This window comes from Salinicoccus halitifaciens (assembly GCF_021026095.1).
GTDB classification, from domain to species: domain Bacteria; phylum Bacillota; class Bacilli; order Staphylococcales; family Salinicoccaceae; genus Lacicoccus; species Lacicoccus halitifaciens.
The window spans coordinates 213,149-237,731 of record NZ_JAJNCU010000004.1 but is presented as its reverse complement, the minus strand read 5'-3'; the positions used below and the strand labels follow the sequence as shown (position 1 = coordinate 237,731).

Below are 24,583 nucleotides of genomic sequence, written 5' to 3'. Positions count from 1 at the left end.
TTTGTTAATTTTGTTACAAACTCTTAACGTTCGTCTTGAAAGTCCTTATAGAGTAAAATATAATTGATATATCGATTAAATGGAGGGTGATTATGCAAACACGAGCGATAATCTTGGCGGCCGGCAAGGGAACACGCATGAAGTCGAGGAAGGCGAAGGTCTTACATGAATTATGTGGTTTACCAATGATCCAGCATGTGATCAATAACGTTAAAGAGGCCGGATTTGATGAAATACATACAATCATCGGGCCTGACAGCCGGGGAGTCGGCGAATATCTGGGTGACAGTGTGGAGAAGACGGTGCAGGATGAGCAGCTCGGTACGGCGCATGCAGTGGGTCAGCTGAGTGATGCGCTGGCAGGTAAGGAAGGGCATACTCTGGTCATATACGGGGATACGCCTCTGATTTCCCCGCTGACGATCAAAAATCTCCTTGAATTCCACAAGGAAAGGAAATCGCTTGCCACCATACTTTCCGCCGAAGCGGAGGTGCCGACCGGCTACGGCAGGGTCGTCAGAAATTATGATGGCTCTGTGAAGAGGATTGTGGAAGAAAAAGATGCCACTTCAGAGGTCAGGGAACTTCATGAAATCAATACAGGCACCTTCATCTTTGATAATAAGACATTGTTCAAAGCGCTGGATAAAGTCACCAATGACAACGCACAGAAGGAATATCATCTGCCGGAGGTCATCAGCATAATGTTTTCGGAACACAAGCTGATAGACGCCTATGAAACCGCGGACTTCAATGAAACGATGGGAATCCATGACCGGGTTGCCCTCGCGAAGGCCGAGGAGATCCTCCGTGAGCAGATCAATACCCGCCATATGCAGAACGGGGTAACCTTTACAGACCCGAAATCAACTTATATCGATGCAACAGTGGAAATCGGCATGGACACCCTGATTTATCCGGGGGTCGTATTGAGCGGCGATACCGTGATCGGAGAGAACGTCACGATCACTTCCGCTTCCCACATTACGGATTCCCATATAGAGGATGACGCAGTGATCAAGCAGTCCGTCATAACCGATGCAAAAGTGGGCAGAGGGACGACTGTCGGTCCATACGCCCAGCTCAGACCGGGTACGGAGCTTGGAAAGAATGTAAAAATTGGTAATTTTGTCGAAGTGAAAAAGTCGCAGCTTGAAGATGAATCCAAAGTATCCCATCTGAGTTATATCGGGGACGCCAGCATAGGCGAGCGCACCAACATAGGATGTGGTACAATCACGGTGAATTATGATGGCAAGAATAAATTCAGGACGGAAATCGGCAAGGATGCTTTCATAGGCTGTAATGCAAACCTGGTCGCCCCTGTCAAAATCGGGGACCGTTCATTCATCGCAGCCGGCTCGACGGTAACAGACGAAGTGCCGGACGACAGTCTGGCAATCGCAAGGAACAGGCAGACAACAAAAGAAGGCTATTATAAAAACTCAAAATAATGGAGGCAAATCATGTCATCTACAAACGTAACCAATTCCAAATTAAGGCTCTTTTCACTAAACAGCAACGAACCGCTCGCAGAAGAAATTTCGCGCCATATCGGCATTCCGCTCGGAGCCTGCGAAGTCAACCACTTCTCGGATGAGGAAGTTTCAATCAGCATCGAAGAAAGTGTGCGCGGCTGTGATACATTCGTCATCCAGTCGACTTCCCAGCCTGTAAATGAACATCTTATGGAGCTTTTGATCATGGTGGATGCATTAAAGCGTGCATCAGCCAAGACGATCAATCTGGTGATGCCTTATTACGGTTATGCGAGGCAGGACCGTAAAAGCCGCTCCCGTGAACCGATAACGGCTAAACTCGTTGCGAACTTACTGGAGACTGCAGGTGCCGACAGGGTCATTTCACTGGATCTTCATGCGCCGCAAATCCAGGGCTTCTTCGACATCCCGATCGACCATCTGATGGGTGTGCCGCTGTTGAGCGATTATTTCTCGGAAAAGGAAGACCTGAATTTTGATGATGTGGTTGTCGTGTCCCCGGACCATGGCGGCGTCACCCGCGCCCGTAAAATGGCGGACCGTCTGAAAACTCCGATTGCCATCATTGATAAGCGCCGGCCGAGGCCGAATGTCGCCGAAGTGATGAACATCGTCGGTGATATCGAAGGCAAGACGGCAATCATCATCGATGACATCATAGATACCGGCGGAACGATCAAGCTTGCTGCACAGGCCCTCGTGGACAAAGGTGCAAAAGAGGTTTATGCATGCTGTACACATCCTGTCCTCTCCGGTCCGGCCATCGAAAGAATTGAAAGCTCCATTATAAAAGAACTCGTGGTGACCAATTCCATACAGCTTGCCGAGGAGAAGAAGATAGACAAAATCACTGAACTTTCGGTGGGGGCGCTGATTGCCCAGGCGATCGTCAGAGTGTATAAAGAGGAATCCGTCAGCACTTTATTCGATAATTAAAAGTTTTTTTTACAAACAGGCGGGTAATATGTTATTATTGTTTGTGCTATGTGTTAAATTGGACATAATACATTGTCTGTTATATGAAAGGTGGAATTATTATCATGGCAAAATTAGCCTCGGCAAATAGAGAAGCAAAAACCCGTTCATCCGTTAAACAACTGCGCAACAGCGGTCAAGTACCGGCAGTAGTATACGGATACCAAGTTGAAAACACTTCAGTTTCGGTTGATGAAGTTGAATTCATCAAAGTCATCCGTGAAGTGGGCCGTAACGGTGTAATCGATCTGGACCTGAACGGTGAAACGACGAAAGTGATGGTCTATGACTATCAGTTCGATTCACTTAAAAACCAGATCACTCACATCGACTTTGTGGCAATCAACATGAAAACGGAAGTTACTGTTGATGTTACAATCGAAATCACAGGTGAAGCGGTGGGCGTTAACGAAGGCGGCATCGTGGAACAGCCGATCTTCGAAGTTGAAGTTACGGCGACACCGGACAACATTCCGGAAACACTGGTAGTGGATGTCAGCGACCTTGGAATCGGCGATACACTTTATGTCTCCGACATCAGAACGACAGGCAACTTCACAATCGAAAACGAAGATGATGAAGCACTCGTGACAGTTGTACCTCCACAAAAAGAGGAAGAGCTTGACGACGAAGAGTCAGAGGAATCTGCAGAGGAATCAGCAGAAGAAACTGAAGAAGAATCTTCACAGGAGTAATACATCAAATGACAGGCGGTGGGCGACCATCGCCTTTTTTAACGTTGCATGAGGTGATGAGATGAGATGTATAATTGGGCTTGGAAATCCAGGGAAGAAATATGAAATGACGCGTCATAACATTGGTTTCATGGTGGTCGATAAAATTGCTTCGGATCTGAATATCGAAGTCACCGACCATAAATTCAAATGTGATTACGGCATCGGTGTCCATGACGGTCATAAGGTCATGCTGGTCAAACCCCAGACTTTTATGAACCTGTCAGGCGAGGGCGTCCGTCCGCTGCTGGACTATTACAATATAGAAATGGAAAAAGTCATTGTGCTCTACGATGACCTGGACCTGCCGCTCGGCAGACTGCGGCTGCGGCAGAAAGGAACCGGCGGCGGGCATAACGGGATGAAATCACTGAACCAGCATCTCGCCACCGAAAAGTACAAGCGTGTCCGCATAGGGATCGACCGTCCGCCTGAAGGCACGACGGTCGTGAAGTATGTGCTCAGCAAATTTTCGAAGGCGGAACAGCCCATCCTCGGAAAAGTCGTTGACAGGGCGAGTGAGGCAACCATCAAGTTCATCACCGAACCTTTCGAGGAAGTCATGACGGAATTCAACGGTGATGTCGATGGATAAGAAAATTTTAAAGCGCATACGTAATGATGAAAGGTTCCTCGAGGTCGCAAAACACGACAAAAAAGAGAACCTGCTTGTCACCGGCGTGAACGAAGATTTCAAGGCCACGCTGCTGTATCAGCTTTACGAGATGAACAAAAGGCCGTACGTCATTTTCGTCCAGAACAACCACCAGATGGAAAAGCTGGCGGCAGTGCTGATGGACCTGATGGAGGACAATGTATACACATTCCCGGTCGGCGATATCATGATAGAAAACCATTCGAAACAGAGCCCTGAATTCATCAAGTCAAGGATGGCTGCAGGCTATGCTCTGGCACATAATGTGCCGGGGCTGTTTCTCGTGCCGGTGCATGCGCTGATGAAACCGCTCATGCCGAAGGAGAAGCTTCTGACGCATCAAAGGACTTTCAAAAATGCGGATATCGTGGATTACGAAGAGTTGTTGGAATATCTGGTCAGCATCGGCTATAAACGCTTATCGAAAGCACAGAATGCCGGGGAGTTCGCGGTCCGCGGGGACATCATCGACATATTCACGCCGGAATCGCTGTACCGCATGGAGCTTTTCGGTGATGAAGTCGATTCTCTGCGCATCATCGATCCGGAGACGCAGCGTTCGATTAAAAACATCGATGCCTTCACGCTGGAGCCGTATGCTGAATATGTCCTCGATGCCGATGATCGGGAGCGGCTCCTTGCCAAAATCCGCGAATTGTATGAACAGGATGCGGATCATCTGGATGAGGCGGGAAAGGAAGCTTTGACGGAGCACTTCGAAGAAGTGACGCACCCGGACCTAGCTTTCGAACATCTCGCGCGGTATGCGCATCTCCTGCATGAATCCGGGAACTCGATCATCGACTATATCGGTGAGGATCACCATGTGATGGTGGACGAAGTGACGAACATCACATCGGCATATGAAGCGGAGCTTTCAGCGGTCAGTGAATTCTACAGTTCGATGGTTGAAGCCGGCAAAGTGTTCAAAGGCGGTGGCAACTACCTCGAAGGGCAGCTTGACCGGCTGCTGTCGATGAAAGGCAGCACATATTTCACGCTCTTCACAAAGAGCATGCCGGTTGAAATCGGGAAGATCGTCAAAATATCGGTGCGCCCGACTGAAATCTACTACGGACAGTATGATATCCTTGCATCGAACCTTAACAGGATGCTGCAGGACGACTATTTGGTCAACATCATCCTGAGGAATGAAGAGGAGCTTTTGAAGACCAAGCAGCTGCTCGATGATTTGAAGATCACAAGCTACATTCATGAAATACCGGTCGACTCGGGCATCGTCCTCACCCTCGGTGAGATGCCGAAGGGCTTTATTCTGCCCTTCATGCAGGTGGCGGTGCTGACTTCAAAGGAACTTTACAATAAAACCATCAAAAAGAAGAAGCGGCGCCAGAAGCTCACCAATGCCGAGAAGATCAAGTCCTATCAGGACTTGAATGTCGGGGATTACGTCGTCCATGTGCACCACGGCGTCGGGCGCTACCTCGGCATAGAGACGATGGAAGTCGGCGGCATCCACAACGACTACATGAAGCTGCAGTACAAAGGGACGGATCAGCTGTACATCCCTGTGGATCAGATGGACCTCGTCCAGAAATATGTATCGAATGAGGACAATGCACCGAAGATGCACAAGCTCGGCGGCACGGAGTGGAAGAAGACGAAGGCCAAAGTCGAAGCGAGCGTCAATGAGATCGCCGACGAGCTCATGAAGCTGTACCAGGAGCGTGCAGAGGCGAGGGGCTACAAGTTTTCGCCGGACACCGACATGCAGCAGGCGTTCGAGGAGCGTTTCCCTTATGAACCGACCCCCGACCAGATAGCTTCGGTGAACGAAATCAAAAATGATATGGAAGACATCAAGCCGATGGACCGCCTGCTCTGCGGCGATGTGGGCTACGGCAAGACCGAAGTCGCCATCCGTGCAGCCTTCAAGGCCGTCCAGGACGGCAAGCAGGTGGCATTCCTCGTGCCGACGACCATACTTGCAGCCCAGCACTTCGAAAGCCTGATCGAGAGGATCGAGGACTATCCGGTGAATGTGGCGATGATGAGCCGCTTCCGGACCGCCGCACAGAACAAGAAGACGCGGGAAGGCCTGAAGGAAGGGACGATCGACATCGTCGTCGGCACCCATAAGATTCTGGGCAAGGATGTCGAATTCAAGGACCTCGGCCTCCTGATCGTCGATGAGGAGCAGCGTTTCGGGGTGCGGCACAAGGAGCGCATCAAACAGCTGAAGACGAATGTGGATGTGCTGACGCTCACTGCAACGCCGATCCCGCGGACACTGCACATGAGCTTATCCGGGGTGAGGGACTTGTCGGTGATCGAGACGCCGCCTGAGAACCGCTTCCCTGTACAGACTTACGTGCTTGAATACAACGGCAACTTCGTCCGTGAGGCGATCGAAAGGGAGCTTGCACGGGACGGGCAGGTGTTCTACCTCCATAACCGTGTGGATACGATCTATCAGAAGAAGGCCCATGTGGAATCCCTTGTCCCCGATGCGAACGTCGGCGTCATGCACGCGAAGATGACCGAAAAAGAGATCGAGGAGACGATGCTCGACTTCGTCAATCATGAGTTCGACGTCCTTGTCACGACGACGATCATAGAGACGGGCGTGGACGTGCCGAATGCGAATACGCTGATCATCGAGGATGCCGACCGCTTCGGCCTCAGCCAGCTCTACCAGCTGCGGGGCCGGGTCGGGCGGAGCAACCGGATCAGTTACGCCTACCTCTTCCATCAGCCGAATAAAGTGCTCACCGAAGTGGCGGAAAAACGGCTTGAAGCCATCAAGGAATACACCGAGCTCGGCAGCGGGTTCAAGATTGCGATGCGGGACCTCAACATCCGCGGTGCGGGGAACCTGCTCGGCAAACACCAGTCGGGCTTCATCGACTCCGTCGGATATGAACTGTACTCCGAAATGCTTGAATCCGCCGTCAGGGAGAAGCGGGGTATCGAAGAAGAGGAGAAACCGCTCAACATTCCGATCGACATCACGCTCGATGCCTATATACCGGGCACCTACATCACCCATGAACAGTCGAAGATCGATATTTATAAACGCCTCCGGGCGGCAAGTTCGATCGATGCGGTCATGGACATTGAAGACGAGCTGATCGACAGGTTCGGCACATTCCCGGAAGAAGTCGACAATCTGCTGCAGCTTGTGCGTGTGAAAGTCTATGCCCTGATGTACGGCATCTACCAGGTCAAGGAAGACGGCGGCAGGATCCATCTCCACGTCTCCAGGCAGGCGACTTCACAAATCGACGGGGAGAAATTGTTCATGGATACAAGGGACTACGGACGCATCATCCAGGTCGGGGTCCAGGACGGCGAACTCAAGATTACGGTCGCAACGAAAGATATCAAAAAGCTTGTCAATATCATGGAAGATATACAGGACAGCAGGATGGAGGTTGCATGATGAATACAATCAATATCATCGGACTCGGCAGTTCGGACATCGACAGCATGCCGCTCGGCATATGGAGGGAGATCAAGTCTTCCCGTAATCTTTATCTGCGGACGGAGGACCATCCGGTCACCGCAGTATTGAAGGAAGAAGGGCTCAAATGGCAATCATTCGATGACATTTACGAAAGCAGCGGCACTTTCGAGGAGACATATGAAGAAATCTGCAGCCGCCTCATCCGGGCGGTAGAATCATCGGATGTGGATTATGCCGTGCCGGGGCATCCTTTATTTTATGAAACGACGACGGAGCTCCTGCTGGCACGCGCAGCGGAGGAAGGTTTCCGCGTCGACATCAAGGGCGGCGGCAGTTTCATAGATGCGGTCGTCACCGCAGCGGGGGTGCCCGTCAATGACGGCTTCCAGCTGCTCGATGCGACGACGCTTGAACTCCGGGACCTTTCGCACAGGAAGCATACGATCATCACGCAGGTGTATGACCAGTTCAGCCTGAGTGATGTCAAACTGACGCTGCTCGATTACTACCCGGCGGAGATGGATGTCAAAATCATCACCGCTGCAGGCGGCAGTGATGAGATGGTGTACGAGGTGCCGCTCCATGAAACCGATCATCTCCACGTTGCGAGCAACCTGATGGCGCTCTTCATCCCTGCATCATCGCTCGAGGCGCAGGATGTGAAGTCGGTCCACCATATGATGAATATCTTTGATACGCTTGTCGGTGAGGACGGCTGCCCGTGGGATAAGAAGCAGACGCATGAATCGCTTCAAAAATACCTGCTGGAAGAGGCATATGAAGTGATCGAGGCGATCGAGCAGGGGGACGATGATGCCATCGTCGAAGAACTCGGGGACATACTGCTCCAGGTTGCGCTGCATTCCGCCATCGGCAGCAAGAGGGGGCACTTCGATTTCATGGATGTCCTCGGCGGAATGACCGAAAAGGTCATCAGGCGCCATCCGCACGTCTTCTCGGATGCGGTCGTTGAGGATATGGAGGACTTGAACGAAGTCTGGCAGAAAGCCAAGAAGGCCGAAGGCAAGAAAGACAAGATCAAATATGAAAAAGAATACGGGGAGAAGGTTCTCGGGTGGATGAAAGAGACGATCCATCATCAGAAGACTTTGTCCGAACAGGTGGAGGAAAAGGAGGATACGAATGAGACTGGATAAATTTCTTAAGGTGTCACGCGTCATCAAGAGGCGGACACTCGCAAAAGAAGTGAGCGACGAAGGCCGCGTGAAGATCAACGGACATACGGCCAAGGCGGGTACGGTCCTGAATGTCGGCGATATCGTCGAGATCAGGTTCGGCAATAAAATCGTGACGCTTGAAGTGCTGATGCTCGAATCCCATGCAAGAAAAGAAGAAGCGGAAAGAATGTATAAGATCATCAGCGAGGAAAGAATTGAAAAAGAAGAAAAAGACGAGGAAATCAATGAGTTTCTGTAGAATTTAATCTGAAAATAGTGTATTTTAAAAGTGAGAGCTGATGATGAGGAATGGACGTGGTGCTGTGAACAATAAAGTTGTGAAATTACTCAACAACTACACCCGGAAAAAGGAATCCGAGAAAAAAGTGCTGACGGGTGAGCAGCGTGTCAGCAGGAGAAGGACAGTGCTGGTCAGCAGTCTCATGCTGGTCGTCGCAGGCATCCTTCTGGTCATGGCCCTGCATCAACACAATCAAAATTCACTTTTAAAAGAAGAAGTGGTCTCGAACGAAGAGATCCTGGAGAATAAAATCACGGAAGCCCGGGATCTGGAACAGCAGATCAAGCAGTTGAACGATGATAATTACATCATGCGCATTGCGCGCAGCGAATTCTTCCTGTCCGAGGAAGGGGAAATCATTTTCAACCTCTCGGAAGGCAATGATGACGAAAGTGTTACAACCGAAGATGGAAACGGAGAATAATCATTACATATGTAATGATTATTTTTCATTTTTATAGTATCATATATAGAGATAACAGTAATTGGGAGGATATCATATAAACATGTCATTAGAAGTGGGCAGTAAAATCACAGGGAAAGTAACAGGTATCAAACATTTCGGTGCGTTCGTCGAGTTGCCGGACAGAAAGAACGGATTGGTGCACATCAGTGAAGTGGCCGATCAGTATGTAGAAGATATCAATGATCATTTGAGTGTCGGCCAGGAGGTGGAGGTCAAAGTACTGTCCATCGGTGATGACGGTAAAATCAGCCTTTCCATAAAAAAGGCGAAAGAAAACAAACCAAAGCCAAGACCTCGCAAAGAAGCGTCACCAAAAGATTTTGAGGAGAAACTTTCTTCTTTCCTTAAAGACAGTGAAGATCGACTTTCCACGATCAAGAGACAAGCAGAATCTCGTCGGGGCGGCGGGGGTCGCAGATAAAAAATCAAGGCGATTACTAGTAATCGCCTTATTTTATTTTTGTATATAAGTTGGAGATTAAAATGACCGAAGATATCGATAAATTGATGCAGATGATGTGGGCACCGTCCGATACGATTGCGCTGGCAGTCTCCGGAGGCATCGATTCCATGGTCCTGTACCATATTCTCACGGAACGGGACGACACATACCGGAAGCTTGTACTGCTGCATGTCAATCACGGGGTGAGGCCGGAATCGGCGGATGAAGAAAGCTACATAAGGCGCCTCGGCTCCCGGAACGGGCATGCTGTGGAAGTGGCGCACCTCTCCATGGCGGGGGATTTTTCCCAGGCTAAGGCCAGGGCTTTGCGCTACCGTTTTTTTAAAGAACAGTGCGGGAAACATGGGGCCGCTGTCCTTCTGACGGCCCATCATCTGGATGATCACCATGAAACCATCCTCCACCAGCTGCTGACGGGCAGGCACCTCAATGATACGCTCGGTATAAAATCAGCAGGCACCGTCGATGGACTCCCGGTCGCAAGGCCCCTTTTGGCCGTCTCCCGGCAAGTGATAAAGCAGTATCAGAACAGGCACCATGTCCATTACTTCGAAGATGAGACGAATGCAGAAGATGATTATACGAGGAACTATATACGCCATCACATCATGCCGGCGATCAGGGCGCATGAGCATCTTCACGAAACAAGCCTCGGCCGGGCTGCAGAAGATATGGATGAACTGAAAAAACTTGCACGGCTCAGGGCATCGGAATTCATAAGTCACACCAAAGATGAAGACCTTGAAAGAACTGCGTTGAATAATGAGCCGCACATCATCAAAGTGTTCATCCTTCAGAAGTGGCTCAGCCTCCATGGGATCCATGCCGGGCGGAAATTCATCGAAGAGCTCATCGCTGTCAGTCAGGGTGATGCATCCCAGAGTGACCTCCATGCCGGGGGTAAAACCATCAAATTGAGATACGGCAGGCTGTTCATCGATGATGGGAGCACAAAACATGTAAGATTAATGGATGAGGATCTTTTGATCACAGCCAACGGGACTTACCATCATAACGGTTACCGGATAGATGTGGAGCTTCCCCGGGAGATGCTGCCGCTCACCGTACGTCCGAGGATGGATGGTGATGTGATCAGGCTGCCGAAGGTGGGGCGGAAGAAGTTGTCCAGAATTTTCATCGACAACAAGGTCCCGCGGGAGGAGCGGGAAAAAATTCCCGTGATCGCCGATAAGTGCAATGAAATCATTGCACTGGGAACGATCTATAATATAATTGAACCACGAGAAAATTATAACGGATTAAATATATCAAAGGAGAAAGCGCATGAGCCTGAGGAATGATATCAGTGAAATAGTTTTATCGGAAGAAGATATTGAACGGATCGTGACCCATCTGGGCGAGACGATCACAAAAGACTATGAAGGAAAAACCCCGATCATGGTCGGGCTGCTTAAAGGGTCTGTCCTGTTCATGGGGGATCTGATCAAAAAGATCGATACGCATCTGGAAATAGATTTCATGGATGTATCAAGCTATGTGGGTACAAAATCGACGGGGGAAGTCCAGATATTAAAAGACCTTTCCGGATCGGTCGACGGCAGGCATGTTCTGATCGTTGAGGACATCATTGAGACGGGGACGACGCTGAATTCGATCATCGACCTCATCAAGTATCGTAATGCCGCATCGATTGAAATCGTCACACTGCTGGATAAACCGGTGAACAGGAAGCTGCACGTCGACGTCAAGTACATAGGAACGGAAATTCCTGATGGTTTCGTCGTCGGATATGGCCTGGATTTCGATGAGAAATACCGGAACCTGCCATATATCGGCCTGCTTAAACCTGAGTTTTATTCATAAACCATATAAGTGGAATTACTTGAAGATATTGTGATATTATTTTTTTTAGTGTATTAGAAATGGAGGATTACGAATGCCGAAGAATACAGGTCGTAATATGATACTAATCCTTGTATTAGTTGTCATCATGTTTGGTATTTTCTCACAATTTAATGGTACTGGCGGTCTTGAAGAAGAGCTTCAGTACAGTGAATTTTTAGAACAGCTTGAAGCCGGCAACGTTGAAGAATTACTCATCCAGCCGGACAGGAATGTTTATTTGATCGAGGGGCGTCTCAGCACGCAGGAAGAACAGGAGTCATTTACATCCGTCATTCCCTATAACAGTGTGGATGACCTCGACAGCATATTGGATACGGCACGGGCCCAGGACGGCCTGAACTTTGCGGTGGAACCGGCTGAGCAGCAGAGTCCATGGACGACCATGCTGTTTACATTCATACCACTGCTCCTCATACTCTTCCTCTTCCTGTTCCTGATGAGTCAGGCCCAGGGCGGCGGCGGAGGCGGCGGCAAGATGATGAACTTCGGCAAATCCAAGGCGAAGCTCTATGACCAGAATAAGAAAAAGGTCCGTTTTGACGATGTTGCCGGTGCAGATGAAGAGAAGCAGGAACTGATCGAAGTCGTCGACTTCCTGAAGGATCACCGACGCTTTGACAGGATCGGCGCACGTATACCGAAAGGTGTCCTTTTAGTGGGACCTCCGGGTACCGGTAAGACATTGATCGCAAGGGCTGTTGCCGGTGAAGCCGGCGTACCGTTCTTCTCGATCAGTGGTTCCGACTTCGTTGAGATGTTCGTCGGTGTCGGTGCATCCCGTGTACGTGATTTGTTCGAAAATGCGAAAAAGAACGCACCATGCATCATCTTCATAGATGAGATCGACGCAGTCGGACGCCAGCGTGGCGCCGGTGTGGGCGGCGGTCATGATGAGCGTGAGCAGACACTGAACCAGCTGCTTGTTGAGATGGATGGCTTTGGTGAAAACGAAGGCATCATCATGATTGCAGCGACGAATAGACCGGATATCCTCGACCCGGCGCTTCTGCGCCCGGGACGTTTCGACAGGCAGATCCAGGTCGGCCGTCCGGATGTCAGAGGCCGTGAAGCAGTGCTTAAAGTGCATTCACGCAATAAGCCGCTTGACGACACCGTCGACTTGAAGGCGATCGCACAGCGCACGCCGGGCTTCACAGGTGCAGATCTTGAGAACCTGCTGAATGAAGCGGCACTTGTTGCGGCAAGGCAGAACAAGACGAAGATCGACATGCGTGACGTCGATGAAGCGACCGACCGTGTCATTGCCGGTCCGGCCAAGAAGAGCAAGATCATTTCCGAGAAGGAAAGGAAGATCGTGGCGTTCCACGAAGCGGGGCACACAATCATCGGCATGGTGCTGGATGATGCGGACATGGTCCATAAAGTCACGATCGTCCCCCGCGGCCAGGCAGGCGGATATGCCGTCATGCTTCCGCGTGAGGACCGTTACTTCATGACGAAGCCGGAACTTGAAGATAAGATCGTCGGCCTGCTCGGCGGACGTGTCTCCGAAGAGATCAACTTCGGTGAAGTATCCACCGGTGCCCATAACGACTTCCAACGCTCTACAGGGATTGCGCGCAGCATGGTTACGGAATACGGTATGAGTGATAAGCTCGGACCCCTTCAATTCGGCGAATCGAACGGACAGGTGTTCCTTGGTAAAAGCATGCAGGGCGATCCGAACTACTCGGATAAGATCGCCTATGAAATCGATCAGGAGATGCAGAACATCGTCAAGACGCAGTATGAACGCTGCCGTCAGATCCTGACCGACCATAAGGAACAGCTTGTATTGATTGCGGAAACATTGCTTGAGGTCGAGACGCTCGACCGTGAACAGATTGAAAGTCTCTTCTACGATGGCAAGCTGCCTGAGAGAACGTTTGTGGACCACACGGCGGATGATTCCGAACTCGATGAGTCCGAAGAAGAGGGCAAAATCGGAAAATCATACGAAGAAGTGAAAAAAGAAGCAGAAGAGAAAGAACGCAGCTCCGGTCAAGGTACATCCGAAGACTCCGGCCGCAGTCTGGAAGAACGTCCGGACATGGTCGGTGAACCGGAAAACCGTGAGGATAATGTGCGTCTCGATGAACAGAAGAGACGTGCAGAAGAGTGGGAAGATAATAACAGAAAGAATTAATCAATCACAGCCAAAGTCGCCTTCCGGCGACTTTTGGTGATTCAGGAGGAATAAAATGAGTGACCATTTAGTAAGAGGACTTGGATTGGATGATGAAATCCGCATATTGGCAGTGGATACGACGGAAACGATCAATGAAGCGGTGAGCCGCCACGGCGCCTATCCGACAGCGGCAGCAGCGCTCGGGCGTACGATGACTGCAGCCGTATTGATGGGATCGATGCTCAAGAATGAAGAGAAAGTGACTGCGACCATCGAAGGCGGCGGGCCGATCGGTGCGATCGTCGCCGACAGTAATGCGAACGGTACGGTCCGTGGATATCTGGGGAACCCGCAGGTTCATTTTGACTTGAACGATTCGGGCAAGCTGGATGTGAAACGTGCGGTCGGTACAGAGGGCTACCTGCGTGTGGTGAAGGACATTGGCCTCAAAGAGCATTTCACCGGCTCGACTGAAATAGTCTCCGGTGAGATCGGCGAAGACTTCTCCTACTATTTCTATGCGAGTGAGCAGGTGCCGTCCATCGTCGGTCTCGGCGTACTCGTCAATCCGGACAACACGATCAAGGCTGCAGGCGGCTTCATCATACAGGTGTTGCCGGGAGCGAGCGAAGAGACTTTCGATTTCCTGGATGCACGGTCGAAAGAAATGGAGCCGGTGTCCAAACAGATCGATAAAGGGATGTCCCCGAGGGAGATTATAAACGCAGCAATCGGGGAAGATAACTGGAGAGAGCTTGGCGAAATGCCGGTTTCCTTCGAGTGCAACTGTTCAAAGGAACGGTTCCTGAACGCGATTTCGGCACTCGATCCTTCAGAGATCATCTCGATGATCAAAGAAGACGGCGGTGCGGAAGCGGACTGTCATTTCTGCCGCAATAAAGTATGGATCGAAAAGGAAGAACTGCAGGAATTGATCACGCACTAATCCATTGTAATGGAGCGCATTGCGTGCTATATTCATAGTGTGATACTAGGAAAAGGGAGTGCTTTCATTGAGTAAAGTTTATAACAACATTTCAGAAACGATCGGCAACACGCCTCTGGTGAAATTGAACAATCTCACTGATGAAAACAGCGCAGATGTATATGTAAAACTTGAATTCATGAATCCGGGCAGTTCTGTAAAGGACAGGATTGCGCTGGCGATGATTGAAGCGGCTGAAAAAGAAGGGAAACTGACGAAGGATACGGTGATCGTCGAACCGACAAGCGGCAACACCGGCATCGGACTTGCCATGGTGGCAGCGAGCAAAGGCTACAAAGCGACCCTTGTCATGCCGGATACGATGAGTAAGGAACGGCGCAACCTGCTGCGTGCATACGGTGCAGAGCTTGTGCTCACACCGGGCGCCGACGGCATGAAAGGTGCAATTAAAAAAGCAGGCGAACTGGCTGAAAAAGAAGGCTATTTCATGCCGCAGCAGTTTGAAAACATGGCCAATCCTGAAATCCATGCAAAAACGACAGGCGTGGAACTGGTCAACCAGATGGAAGGATTGTCCATAGACGGTTTCATCTCCGGCATAGGGACCGGCGGTACAGTATCAGGTGCAGGCCGTGTGCTGAAGGAGCATCATCCGAATGTGAGGATCGTTGCGGTTGAGCCGGCGGATTCTGCAATCCTGAGTGGTAAGGACCCGGGACCCCACAAAATCCAGGGTATCGGTGCAGGATTTGTTCCGAAAACACTGGACACGGAGATTTATGATGAAGTTGCAACGGTCACAAATGATGAAGCGATGGAAGTCGGCCGTGAGCTTGCAGCAAAAGAAGGGATCCTCGGTGGGATTTCCTCGGGCGCTGCGGTCAAAGTCGGCCTCGATGTCGCCAAAGAGCTCGGAAAAGGTAAAAACGTCATCGTCATCCTGCCTTCAAACGGCGAGAGATATTTGTCGACGGCATTATTCAATTTCGAGGACTGATGCAATTACAATGAGAAATGACTGTAAGCATGCTTACAGTCATTTTTTATTTGTGCCGGACGCATCGGGCGAATTCCTGCACAATGGCTTTACGGTGTGGAATCGCCGGGCGGAAACGTGTTATAATATGTCTGTTAAAATTCTAAATAGTAAGAGGTATCTGTCATGAAAAAATTGAAGATCATGGGAATACTGAACATCACACCGGATTCCTTCAGTGATGGGGGCAAATATCATGATGCGGACAGTGCAGTCAGACGTGCGCATGAAATGGTGGATGAAGGCGTGGATATCATAGATGTCGGGGGCTACTCGACGCGTCCCGGATATACGGAGATCACGGAAGAAGAAGAAATCAGCCGTGTAAAACCCGTCATTGAGGCGATCAAAGATCTGGGCGTGGAAATATCCATCGATACATTCCGCTCCAACGTGGCGAGAGCCGCCCTTGAGGCGGGGGCCACGATGATCAATGACCAATGGCGCGGTACATATGATGAGGCCATCCTTGACGTGGCGGCCGAGTTCGATGCGCCGATCTTCCTGATGCATAATAATCATCATGCTCAATACGATGATGTGGTGAAGGATATGATCAGTGAGCTGGAGGAATCGGCGGAACTTGCTATGTCTCATGGTGTGAAAAAGGAGAAGATCTGGCTCGATCCGGGCATCGGTTTTGCAAAGTCACGGGAAGAGGAGCTTGAAGTCATGCGCCGTCTTGATGAACTTGTGGCCGTCGGCTATCCTGTCCTCCTTGCGACGAGCCGGAAACGGATGATCAAGGAATTGATAGACGGTGAATCAAAAGCGGATGAAAGGGATGCGGCGACTGCGGCAACCACGATCTACGGCCTTGAAAAGGGTGTGGGTGCGGTGCGTGTCCATAATATCGCCATCAACCGTCAGCTGGCGGATACTTATGTCAAACTGAAGGAAGATATTGATGGATAACATTAAGATAAATGGAATTAAAACATACGCATACCACGGTGCACTTGATGCGGAGCGCGTCCTCGGCCAGTTCTTCATCACCGATGTCACCATGTATCTTGATTTGAGGGCCGCTTCAGAAAACGATGATCTGGATGGCACTGTGCACTACGGGGAAGCATATGAACTGGTGGAACAGGTCATCAAAAGCGAACCGGTCAATCTGATCGAACATCTGGCCGAAAAAGTCTCGAGGGCTTTATTTGACCGGTATGATAAAATATTGGAGATGGATGTTACAGTCACAAAACCGAGTCCGCCGATCGACGGACATTATGAAAATGTGAGCATTACTCTAAACAGAAAGCGGGAAAATTGATGGCAAATGTGTATCTTGGCCTGGGAAGCAACCTGGGCGACCGGGAAGAAAATCTGGAAAAAGCAATTGACGCCTTGAATGATTTCGATGAAATCGACGTAAAAGACCGTTCCCGGGTTCTTGAGACTGAACCTTACGGAAAGACCGACCAGCCTGAATTCATGAATATGTGTGTGGCGATCAAGACGCGCATGTCCCCGCTCAGCCTGCTTGAGACGGTGCTCGGCATCGAGCATTCCCTCGGCCGCGTGAGGGAAGAAGTATGGGGGCCGAGGATCATCGACATCGACATCCTGCTTTACGAAGATCTGGAGCTTGAGCTCGATGACCTTTCGATTCCGCATAAGGAGATGCATAAACGGAGTTTTGTGCTGGAGCCCCTCGCTGAAATTGCACCGGACGTGAAACATCCGACACTGGATAAGACGGTGCTCGAGCTGAAGGAAGACCTGGAAAGGGGTGACTGATATCTTTAAGATAGGTAATATAGAAATCAGCAACCGTGTCGTGCTCGCGCCGATGGCCGGTGTGAGCAATGCGGCATTCAGGCTGACGGTGAAAGAATTCGGGGCAGGGCTCGTCTGTGCGGAGATGATCAGTGACAAAGCGCTCCTCGCAGGAAACGACAGGACGATGAAAATGCTGTATGTCGACGAAAATGAGCATCCCCTGTCCCTTCAGATCTTCGGCGGCGAGAAGGATACGCTTGTTGAAGCTGCGAAGTATGTGGATCAGAATACGAATGCGGATATCATAGATATCAATATGGGCTGTCCCGTCTCCAAGATAATCCGGTGCGAAGCAGGAGCCAAATGGCTGCTCAATCCGGATAAAATTTATGAAATGGTCAAGGCGGTGACCGACAATGTATCGAAGCCGGTCACGGTGAAAATGAGGATCGGCTGGGACGATGAGCATATTTATGCCGTTGAAAATGCAAAGATGGCGGAGCGTGCAGGTGCTGCTGCAATCAGCATGCACGGCCGCACGAGGGTCCAGATGTACGAAGGTGAGGCCAACTGGGATGTCATCAGGCAGGTCAAGGAGGCGGTGGATATCCCGGTGATCGGAAACGGGGATGTCACGAGCCCGGAACTTGCCCGCGCAATGCTTGAAGAAACGGGTGTGGATGCCGTGATGATCGGACGCGCAGCCCTCGGCAACCCATGGATGATCTATCGCACTGTCCATTATCTTGAAACCGGCGAGCTGATTGATGAGCCGGATTTCGAAAGCAAGATGGAAGTGATGAAGCTTCATATGGACCGTCTGATTGACCTTAAAGGTGAAAAAATCGCCGTCATGGAGATGCGGAAGCACGCTTCCTGGTATTTGAAGGGCCTCAAGGGTAACGGCGATGCCCGCAAAGCAATCAACCAGGCAGTGACCAGGGAAGAAGTCATCAAAATCGCAGATGAATGCATCAGGGAAGTAAAGGAACGGCAGGAAGAGTCCGCAGTTCAAAAAATTTAAGGAGTGTTCAGTGTTGACAGAAGAAATGAATGACCAGATGAGTGTCAGAAGGGAAAAGATGCAGCAGTTGATCGATCTTGGCATCGATCCTTTTGGCGGGAAATTTGAACGCACATCTTATACGGATGAGCTTGTAAGAGAGTGGGATCAATTTTCAAAAGAGGAGCTTGAAGAAAAAGAAAGCGAATCCGGGACGATCGTTGCAGGCCGGTTGATGACCAAAAGAGGTAAAGGAAAAGCCGGCTTTGCCCACCTCCAGGATATAAACGGCCAGATCCAGATCTATGTAAGGAAAGACCAGATCGGTGAAGAAGATTTCGAAAATCTATGGAAAGAGGCCGACCTCGGCGACATCATCGGTGTCAAAGGTGTCATGTTCAAAACGAATACCGGTGAGCTCTCCATCAAGGTGCAGGACTTCAAGCTGTTGACTAAAGCACTCCGCCCTCTGCCGGATAAATATCATGGATTGAAGGATGTCGAAGAGAGATACCGCAGACGTTACCTTGACCTGATCACGAGCGAAGCGTCCAAAGAGACGTTCATCAGGCGCAGCATGATCATCCAGGAGATGCGTAATTATCTGAACCAGCGAGGTTTCCTCGAAGTGGAGACGCCGATGATGCATATGATCGCAGGCGGCGCCCAGGCGAAACCATTCGTGACGCACCACAACGCACTGGATGTGGATCTCTTCATGCGTATCGCGATCGAGCTGCACTTGAAGCGGCTGATCGTCGGCGGTATGGAGAAAGTGTATGAAATCGGACGGGTGTTCAGGAATGAAGGCATCTCCACGCGCCACAATCCTGAATTCACGATGATCGAGCTGTATGAAGCGTATGCAGATTATAACGATATCATGGATCTGACCGAAGCACTGGTTGCGCATATTGCAGAGAAAGTCACGGGCAGCACCACGGTGCAGTACGGCGGCGAAGAAATCCACCTCGGCACCGGCTGGAAACGCGTGCACATCGTGGATTTGATCAAGGAAGCCACAGGCGTGGACTTCTATGAGGTGAAATCGGACGAAGAGGCACATGCACTCGCCAAAGAACATGGGATTGAAGTGAAGGCAACGATGCAGTATGGTCATATACTGAATGAATTCTTTGAACAGAAGGTTGAGGAAACGTTGATTCAGCCGACATTCGTCTACGGGCATCCGATTGAAATATCGCCGCTCGCGAAACAAAATGCGGATGATCCGAGGTTCACGGACCGTTTCGAGCTGTTCATCGTCGGACGTGAGCATGCGAATGCATTCACCGAGCTGAATGATCCGATCGACCAGAGAAGGCGCTTTGAAGCCCAGGTGGCGGAAAAAGAGGCGGGGAACGATGAAGCCCATGATATGGACGAGGACTTCCTTGAAGCGCTTGAGTACGGCATGCCGCCGACAGGCGGACTCGGGATCGGCGTGGACAGACTGGTGATGCTGCTCACGGATTCAGCGAGCATACGCGATGTCCTGTTATTCCCTTATATGAAACAAAAATGATCCGAGTGGAGAATGCAGAACCCGAATGTATCGGGTTTTGCATTTTTTATTCATGAAAACGTATTCATTGAGTTTAGGTCTTTATTTATATACAGATTCATGTATAATTACAATCATTATGTAGTTCAGGAGTGGTAAATATGAATCGTGATATTTTAAAAGATGTAAACCGTGTCGTGATTAAGATTGGAACGAACTCCATCATGAAATCCATAAATAAAATCGACTATCATAAGATTGACCGTCTTGCTTTCGTGTGCGCAACCCTGCGCCAGCAGGGCTGCGATGTCGTCCTTGTGGCATCAGGTGCCGTCGGTGTCGGGGCGAGCGTGATGAACCTCGACGAATACCCGGAGGACATTGCGGAGAAACAGGCGCTTGCTTCAGTCGGCCAGGGGGAACTGATTAATTTATACAGCAGGTTCTTCCAGCATTACGACCAGCATGTCGGGCAAATACTTATGACGCGGGACATCATCAATTATCCGAATTCATATGCAAACTGTCAGACCGCCATCAACACGCTTCTGAAGAACAACATCATTCCGATCATCAATGAAAATGATGCGGTGTATGTCGATGAATCCGGCCACTGCTCAAAGTTCGGTGAGAATGATACACTGTCGGCTGTGGTTTCGGAAGTCGTGGATGCGGATCTTCTGATCATACTGAGTGACATAGACGGGCTGTTCGATGCCAATCCACATACGGAAGCGGATGCAAAGCTGATCCCGTTCGTCGGTGAAATCGATGAAGAGATACTGGAGATGGCCGGCGGTGCCGGTTCGGTCTTCTCGACGGGCGGTATGGAGACGAAGCTCGGTGCGGCGAAACGTGTGATGGACAATGATAAACTCATGATCATCGCTTCTGCGAAAAATCCGACGATCGTCTTTGACATATTGAATGGTGAGAATGTCGGGACTTTATTCAAAAAAGAAACAGTGGAATTAATGATACAGGGGGAGAATGAATGATGAAAACAATGATGACGGAAGAAAATGTACTGTACGGACTCGGGAAGAACGCCAAAAAAGCGGCAAAGGTCTTAAGAGGCCTTCCGGCAGGGGATAAAAACGCAGCGCTCCTGGCGATGAGCGAAGCAATTGAAAAAAACCATGAAAAGATTTTGAAAGCGAACGCAGAAGATATTAAGAACGGTAAAGAAAACGGATTGACGGATGCATTGATCGAGAGGCTGACGCTGAACCCGGACAGGCTTGCCGGCATGCAGACCGGACTTAAAAAGATGGCCGGGCTTGAAGATCCGACGTCGAAGAGTGATGCCCAGTGGGTCAACGAGGCAGGCCTTAAAATCAGCAAGAAAAGGGTGCCGCTCGGCGTCATCGGCATCATTTACGAATCGCGCCCGAATGTGACGGCTGATGCTTCAGGGTTATGCCTGAAGGCCGGAAATGCCGTCATTTTAAGGGGCGGAAAAGAGGCGCTGAACAGCAATACGGCGCTCGTTGAAGTGCTCCAGGAAGGGCTCGCCGGGACGAATGTGCCGAAGGAGAGCATCCAGCTGATCAAAGATCCGTCCAGGGAACTCGCCACACAGTTCATGCAGTTCAATGAAGGTGTCGACTGCCTCATACCGAGGGGCGGCGCGGGCCTGATCCAGGCGGTGCTGAAACAGGCGACTGTGCCGGTGATCGAGACGGGCACAGGCAACTGCCATATGTATGTGCATGCTTCAGCGGATGTGGAAATGGCCTCTTCGCTGATCGTCAATGCCAAAACCCACAGGGTTTCCGTATGCAACGCACTGGAGACGCTGCTTGTGGACGAGAGTGTGGCGGAGGATATGCTGCCGGTGTTCGCCAAGGCGCTGGAAGAAGCGGGCGTCACTATACACGGCGATGAAAAGGTATGTGAGATCGTCGAAAGTGCAGTCAGTGCAGGAGAGTCCGATTATACGGATGAATACCTCGGATACGATATCGCAGTGAAGGTCGTGGGCGGTTACGATGAAGCGATTGCGCACATTGATGAGTATTCAACGGGCCACTCCGACGCGATCGTTGCGACGGATTATCAGGCCATACAGGATTTCCTGAATGAAGTGGATTCGGCGGCGGTTTATGTCAATGCATCCACACGCTTCTCGGACGGCGAGATGTTCGGCTTCGGCGGTGAGATCGGCATCAGTACACAGAAACTGCATGCAAGGGGGCCGATGGGTCTAGAAGCGCTGACGAGCTATAAATATATCGTCGAAGGTTCCGGCCAGATCAGGGAATGATGTTGTTCATTTCACCGGCTCCACTCAATATGGTATTTTTAAGGCAGTAATGAATGAAGGGGGAGAAGTGGGATGGCTTCAGAAAAAATCTTTCCGGAAGGTGAACAGAGGACGGACCATTTTACGGGGGAAGTTTATTTCAATGTAATCTTCAAAGATGATGCCCCGTTGAACACGCCGATTGCGAATGTGACATTCAAGCCCGGCGGCAGGACGAAGTGGCATTCGCATGAGGTGGGCCAGGTGCTCCTCGTCACCCATGGTGAAGGCTGGTACCAGGAAGAAGGCAAAGAGCCGCAGACGATCAAAGCGGGTGATGTCCTCAATATCGATAAGGACGTCGTCCATTGGCACGGTGCGAAGAAGGACAGCGAACTCGTGCATCTGGCATTGACTGCCGGTGAAGTGGACTGGATGGGCCCGGTGGAAGATAAAGATATTTAAAATGAAAATGAGCGGAGAACTTCTCCGCTCATTTTTGCATTTGAATATTGTCGAGGTGCATCCTGAAATTGTCGGCGAGCTGCTTCCGGTCCAGTATATCAAACGTATGGATGGATTCTTCCATTAACTGTATGCCACGGTCCTCGTCACCTGTCACGTAGTGGTAGAATCCGCTTAGATATTTAGAGACATTTTTCTCATACAGCAGATATTGGTCCGTCTCCAGCAGTTCTTCCAGAATATCATGGAATTTTTTGCTGTGCACGGTTTCCCCTTTTTCCAGAAGGACCAGTATGACGTTCGTCAATGTCTGGATGGTCATCGTCCGGTGTTTGCCGATCACCCGGTAATACTGTGTGTTGTTGATCATCTCGTTGGTCAGCATGACGAGTGATTCGATGGTGAAGAGGGGGAGTGAATTGGCGAACAGGACGATTTCATAATTGCACCAAAGATCCACTTCCATCAGATGATCGATCAATTTGGCTTCCCGTTCATTTTTCTCGTACCGCTCTTCATCGAGGTCCTTGATCAGTGCTGAGAGCATGATCGCATTGAGCTCGAAGAATTTGATGTCCCGTTCTTCGTACTTCTTCAGCTGCGCATCCCTGAGTTCAATGATCTTTTCGACGTCACGTTGTATGTAGTGTTCTTTCATATCATTTATAAGTTGTTCGAATTCACTCAGTTCAAACTCTTTTTCAGCATGGAAGAATTCTTCAATGGTAATATTGAGCCGGTCCAGAATCACAAGCAGCTTATTGATGGTCAGTTCACTGACACCGCGCTCGAATTTGGACAACTGGGCGATTGACAAATCGGTATCACAGACTTCCTTCATCGTCAGGTTCCTTGACTGCCGGAAGTCCCTGAGCAGCATACCTATGGATTGATTTGACATTTTCCTCACCTCTGATGTTAGCTTTCATTAAAGATACTACATGGTCATGGAGAAGTAAAAAGAAAACTATAATCTTTTTGTTTTCATATATGAAAATAGTTAATGGAGTCAGAATATTCGTAGTATAATAAAGTCATCAAGAAAAGGTGGGGGAGATATTATGAAAAAAGCAAGACGTTTAGTTACTGTTATTGCGTTGACGGGGATACTCACAATTGTTGGAACAAAGAGTCTGCCGGTTGATCCTATCCTTTATTTAATGTAAGACATGAATCTTCAGAAGCACTTTTGACCTTGTTATACATTTTTGTATAAATACATTAGCTCCCAAAAGCAGGGGGAAAACTCAATTTAATTGAGCCTTTCCACCTGCTTTCCCTTTTTACACATTAAAATGTTAAGATAGTGTTGACATTGTAATGGATGATATATTATGATGTATTAGTATTCATCATCCGGTGAACGGAGAATTAGCTCAGCTGGGAGAGCATCTGCCTTACAAGCAGAGGGTCGGCGGTTCGAGCCCGTCATTCTCCACCATTTCTAAAATTCAATTTACATATTGCGGAAGTAGTTCAGTGGTAGAACACCACCTTGCCAAGGTGGGGGTCGCGGGTTCGAATCCCGTCTTCCGCTCCATTTTCATTAAGCGGTTATGCCGTTTTATTTTTTTGAAGGCAGTTAAAACAACTTTACGGGAAGTAGCTCAGCTTGGTAGAGCACTTGGTTTGGGACCAAGGGGTCGCAGGTTCGAATCCTGTCTTCCCGACTTTTACAACGCGGGTATGGCGGAATTGGCAGACGCGCTAGAATCAGGATCTAGTGTCTTCGGACGTGGAGGTTCAAGTCCTCTTACCCGCATCATTTTTATCATAATATATTTGTTATACGGGGGCTTAGCTCAGCTGGGAGAGCGCCTGCCTTGCACGCAGGAGGTCAGCGGTTCGATCCCGCTAGTCTCCACTTTTTTTAATTTACATACATAAGAAGGGCCTATAGCTCAGCCGGTTAGAGCGCACGCCTGATAAGCGTGAGGTCGGTGGTTCGAGTCCACTTAGGCCCACTCAAA

23 protein-coding genes and 6 tRNA genes are annotated in these 24,583 nt (G+C 49.8%); 28 read left to right on the top strand and 1 reads right to left on the bottom strand.

Annotation, left to right across the window (positions count from 1 at the left end; genetic code table 11):
* The first annotated feature begins 92 nt into the window (after window positions 1-92).
* The 22 genes from glmU to LPW40_RS09780 all read left to right on the top strand — a co-directional run bounded on the left by glmU (window position 93) and on the right by LPW40_RS09780 (window position 22,613).
* A complete protein-coding gene (gene glmU, locus LPW40_RS09885) occupies window positions 93-1,454 on the top strand; it encodes a bifunctional UDP-N-acetylglucosamine diphosphorylase/glucosamine-1-phosphate N-acetyltransferase GlmU (RefSeq protein ID WP_230822084.1) in 1,362 nt (453 codons plus the stop codon).
* Window positions 1,455-1,466: 12 nt separating this feature from the next.
* Complete coding sequence (locus tag LPW40_RS09880) at window positions 1,467-2,435, top strand: ribose-phosphate diphosphokinase (protein ID WP_230822083.1); 969 nt, start codon at window positions 1,467-1,469, stop codon at window positions 2,433-2,435.
* 104 nt (window positions 2,436-2,539) lie between these two features.
* Complete coding sequence (locus tag LPW40_RS09875) at window positions 2,540-3,169, top strand: 50S ribosomal protein L25/general stress protein Ctc (RefSeq protein ID WP_230822082.1); 630 nt, start codon at window positions 2,540-2,542, stop codon at window positions 3,167-3,169.
* Between the two features lie 61 nt (window positions 3,170-3,230).
* Window positions 3,231-3,803, top strand: a complete 573-nt coding sequence (gene pth, locus LPW40_RS09870; RefSeq protein WP_230822081.1) for an aminoacyl-tRNA hydrolase — start codon at window positions 3,231-3,233, stop codon at window positions 3,801-3,803.
* The gene (gene mfd / locus LPW40_RS09865) at window positions 3,796-7,266 is read left to right on the top strand and encodes a transcription-repair coupling factor (RefSeq protein WP_230822080.1); all 3,471 of its coding nucleotides are present in this window, start codon (window positions 3,796-3,798) and stop codon (window positions 7,264-7,266) included. Before pth ends, mfd begins: the two co-directional genes overlap by 8 nt.
* Window positions 7,266-8,447 (top strand): MazG nucleotide pyrophosphohydrolase domain-containing protein, encoded by a 1,182-nt coding sequence (locus tag LPW40_RS09860; RefSeq protein WP_230822079.1) that lies wholly within the window; start codon window positions 7,266-7,268, stop codon window positions 8,445-8,447. Before mfd ends, LPW40_RS09860 begins: the two co-directional genes overlap by 1 nt.
* Complete coding sequence (locus LPW40_RS09855) at window positions 8,434-8,727, top strand: RNA-binding S4 domain-containing protein (RefSeq protein ID WP_230822078.1); 294 nt, start codon at window positions 8,434-8,436, stop codon at window positions 8,725-8,727. The genes LPW40_RS09860 and LPW40_RS09855 overlap by 14 nt, the downstream gene beginning before the upstream one ends.
* A gap of 43 nt (window positions 8,728-8,770) precedes the next feature.
* Window positions 8,771-9,193, top strand: a complete 423-nt coding sequence (locus LPW40_RS09850) for an FtsB family cell division protein (RefSeq protein WP_230822077.1) — start codon at window positions 8,771-8,773, stop codon at window positions 9,191-9,193.
* An 82-nt stretch (window positions 9,194-9,275) separates the two neighbouring features.
* Window positions 9,276-9,656, top strand: a complete 381-nt coding sequence (locus LPW40_RS09845) for a S1 domain-containing RNA-binding protein (protein ID WP_230822076.1) — start codon at window positions 9,276-9,278, stop codon at window positions 9,654-9,656.
* A gap of 62 nt (window positions 9,657-9,718) precedes the next feature.
* Entirely contained in the window at window positions 9,719-10,999 is a 1,281-nt protein-coding gene (gene tilS / locus LPW40_RS09840; RefSeq protein ID WP_230822075.1) for a tRNA lysidine(34) synthetase TilS, read from the top strand.
* Window positions 10,989-11,522: a hypoxanthine phosphoribosyltransferase gene (hpt, locus tag LPW40_RS09835; protein WP_230822120.1), complete on the top strand. Its 534-nt coding sequence runs from the start codon at window positions 10,989-10,991 to the stop codon at window positions 11,520-11,522. The genes tilS and hpt overlap by 11 nt, the downstream gene beginning before the upstream one ends.
* Before the next feature lie 73 nt (window positions 11,523-11,595).
* Window positions 11,596-13,710 carry an ATP-dependent zinc metalloprotease FtsH gene (gene ftsH, locus LPW40_RS09830; RefSeq protein ID WP_230822074.1) on the top strand — a complete coding sequence of 705 codons (2,115 nt, stop codon included), beginning with the start codon at window positions 11,596-11,598 and terminating at the stop codon, window positions 13,708-13,710.
* Between the two features lie 55 nt (window positions 13,711-13,765).
* Complete coding sequence (gene hslO / locus LPW40_RS09825) at window positions 13,766-14,638, top strand: Hsp33 family molecular chaperone HslO (RefSeq protein ID WP_230822073.1); 873 nt, start codon at window positions 13,766-13,768, stop codon at window positions 14,636-14,638.
* Between the two features lie 67 nt (window positions 14,639-14,705).
* Window positions 14,706-15,635 (top strand): cysteine synthase A, encoded by a 930-nt coding sequence (gene cysK, locus LPW40_RS09820; RefSeq protein ID WP_230822072.1) that lies wholly within the window; start codon window positions 14,706-14,708, stop codon window positions 15,633-15,635.
* Between the two features lie 165 nt (window positions 15,636-15,800).
* On the top strand, window positions 15,801-16,589 hold the full coding sequence (gene folP, locus LPW40_RS09815; protein WP_230822071.1) for a dihydropteroate synthase: 789 nt from the start codon (window positions 15,801-15,803) through the stop codon (window positions 16,587-16,589).
* Window positions 16,582-16,947 carry a dihydroneopterin aldolase gene (folB, locus tag LPW40_RS09810; protein ID WP_230822070.1) on the top strand — a complete coding sequence of 122 codons (366 nt, stop codon included), beginning with the start codon at window positions 16,582-16,584 and terminating at the stop codon, window positions 16,945-16,947. Before folP ends, folB begins: the two co-directional genes overlap by 8 nt.
* Window positions 16,947-17,414, top strand: coding sequence for a 2-amino-4-hydroxy-6-hydroxymethyldihydropteridine diphosphokinase (gene folK, locus LPW40_RS09805; RefSeq protein WP_230822069.1), 468 nt, complete (start codon window positions 16,947-16,949; stop codon window positions 17,412-17,414). Before folB ends, folK begins: the two co-directional genes overlap by 1 nt.
* Before the next feature lies 1 nt (window position 17,415).
* The gene (gene dusB / locus LPW40_RS09800; protein WP_230822119.1) at window positions 17,416-18,420 is read left to right on the top strand and encodes a tRNA dihydrouridine synthase DusB; all 1,005 of its coding nucleotides are present in this window, start codon (window positions 17,416-17,418) and stop codon (window positions 18,418-18,420) included.
* 13 nt (window positions 18,421-18,433) lie between these two features.
* A complete protein-coding gene (gene lysS, locus LPW40_RS09795; protein WP_230822068.1) occupies window positions 18,434-19,924 on the top strand; it encodes a lysine--tRNA ligase in 1,491 nt (496 codons plus the stop codon).
* 140 nt (window positions 19,925-20,064) lie between these two features.
* Window positions 20,065-20,901 (top strand): glutamate 5-kinase, encoded by an 837-nt coding sequence (proB, locus tag LPW40_RS09790; RefSeq protein WP_230822067.1) that lies wholly within the window; start codon window positions 20,065-20,067, stop codon window positions 20,899-20,901.
* On the top strand, window positions 20,898-22,169 hold the full coding sequence (locus LPW40_RS09785) for a glutamate-5-semialdehyde dehydrogenase (protein WP_230822066.1): 1,272 nt from the start codon (window positions 20,898-20,900) through the stop codon (window positions 22,167-22,169). Before proB ends, LPW40_RS09785 begins: the two co-directional genes overlap by 4 nt.
* 72 nt (window positions 22,170-22,241) lie before the next feature.
* Window positions 22,242-22,613 carry a cupin domain-containing protein gene (locus LPW40_RS09780; RefSeq protein WP_230822065.1) on the top strand — a complete coding sequence of 124 codons (372 nt, stop codon included), beginning with the start codon at window positions 22,242-22,244 and terminating at the stop codon, window positions 22,611-22,613.
* A 28-nt stretch (window positions 22,614-22,641) separates the two neighbouring features.
* Here the strand turns inward: LPW40_RS09780 and LPW40_RS09775 are convergent, their stop codons facing one another.
* On the bottom strand, window positions 22,642-23,514 hold the full coding sequence (locus LPW40_RS09775) for a helix-turn-helix domain-containing protein (protein ID WP_230822064.1): 873 nt from the start codon (window positions 23,512-23,514) through the stop codon (window positions 22,642-22,644).
* A gap of 464 nt (window positions 23,515-23,978) precedes the next feature.
* Between LPW40_RS09775 and LPW40_RS09770 the strand changes: the two genes are divergently transcribed.
* From LPW40_RS09770 to LPW40_RS09745, 6 genes are all read left to right on the top strand, one after another.
* A tRNA-Val gene (locus tag LPW40_RS09770) sits at window positions 23,979-24,054 on the top strand.
* Window positions 24,055-24,078: 24 nt separating this feature from the next.
* Window positions 24,079-24,153, top strand: a tRNA-Gly gene (locus LPW40_RS09765).
* Window positions 24,154-24,209: 56 nt separating this feature from the next.
* Window positions 24,210-24,283, top strand: a tRNA-Pro gene (locus LPW40_RS09760).
* A gap of 10 nt (window positions 24,284-24,293) precedes the next feature.
* Window positions 24,294-24,375 (top strand) — tRNA-Leu (locus LPW40_RS09755).
* Between the two features lie 29 nt (window positions 24,376-24,404).
* Window positions 24,405-24,477 (top strand) — tRNA-Ala (locus tag LPW40_RS09750).
* 26 nt (window positions 24,478-24,503) lie between these two features.
* A tRNA-Ile gene (locus LPW40_RS09745) sits at window positions 24,504-24,577 on the top strand.
* Window positions 24,578-24,583: the final 6 nt, after the last annotated feature.

Bases quoted from the DNA above. Each gene is read 5' to 3' on its own strand.
- glmU (WP_230822084.1), top strand. From the start codon at position 93: ATGCAAACACGAGCGATAATCTTGGCGGCCGGCAAGGGAACACGCATG.
- LPW40_RS09880 (WP_230822083.1), top strand. From the start codon at position 1,467: ATGTCATCTACAAACGTAACCAATTCCAAATTAAGGCTCTTTTCACTA.
- LPW40_RS09875 (WP_230822082.1), top strand. From the start codon at position 2,540: ATGGCAAAATTAGCCTCGGCAAATAGAGAAGCAAAAACCCGTTCATCC.
- pth (WP_230822081.1), top strand. From the start codon at position 3,231: ATGAGATGTATAATTGGGCTTGGAAATCCAGGGAAGAAATATGAAATG.
- mfd (WP_230822080.1), top strand. From the start codon at position 3,796: ATGGATAAGAAAATTTTAAAGCGCATACGTAATGATGAAAGGTTCCTC.
- LPW40_RS09860 (WP_230822079.1), top strand. From the start codon at position 7,266: ATGAATACAATCAATATCATCGGACTCGGCAGTTCGGACATCGACAGC.
- LPW40_RS09855 (WP_230822078.1), top strand. From the start codon at position 8,434: ATGAGACTGGATAAATTTCTTAAGGTGTCACGCGTCATCAAGAGGCGG.
- LPW40_RS09850 (WP_230822077.1), top strand. From the start codon at position 8,771: ATGAGGAATGGACGTGGTGCTGTGAACAATAAAGTTGTGAAATTACTC.
- LPW40_RS09845 (WP_230822076.1), top strand. From the start codon at position 9,276: ATGTCATTAGAAGTGGGCAGTAAAATCACAGGGAAAGTAACAGGTATC.
- tilS (WP_230822075.1), top strand. From the start codon at position 9,719: ATGACCGAAGATATCGATAAATTGATGCAGATGATGTGGGCACCGTCC.
- ftsH (WP_230822074.1), top strand. From the start codon at position 11,596: ATGCCGAAGAATACAGGTCGTAATATGATACTAATCCTTGTATTAGTT.
- hslO (WP_230822073.1), top strand. From the start codon at position 13,766: ATGAGTGACCATTTAGTAAGAGGACTTGGATTGGATGATGAAATCCGC.
- folP (WP_230822071.1), top strand. From the start codon at position 15,801: ATGAAAAAATTGAAGATCATGGGAATACTGAACATCACACCGGATTCC.
- folB (WP_230822070.1), top strand. From the start codon at position 16,582: ATGGATAACATTAAGATAAATGGAATTAAAACATACGCATACCACGGT.
- folK (WP_230822069.1), top strand. From the start codon at position 16,947: ATGGCAAATGTGTATCTTGGCCTGGGAAGCAACCTGGGCGACCGGGAA.
- proB (WP_230822067.1), top strand. From the start codon at position 20,065: ATGAATCGTGATATTTTAAAAGATGTAAACCGTGTCGTGATTAAGATT.
- LPW40_RS09785 (WP_230822066.1), top strand. From the start codon at position 20,898: ATGATGAAAACAATGATGACGGAAGAAAATGTACTGTACGGACTCGGG.
- LPW40_RS09780 (WP_230822065.1), top strand. From the start codon at position 22,242: ATGGCTTCAGAAAAAATCTTTCCGGAAGGTGAACAGAGGACGGACCAT.
- LPW40_RS09775 (WP_230822064.1), bottom strand. From the start codon at position 23,514: ATGTCAAATCAATCCATAGGTATGCTGCTCAGGGACTTCCGGCAGTCA.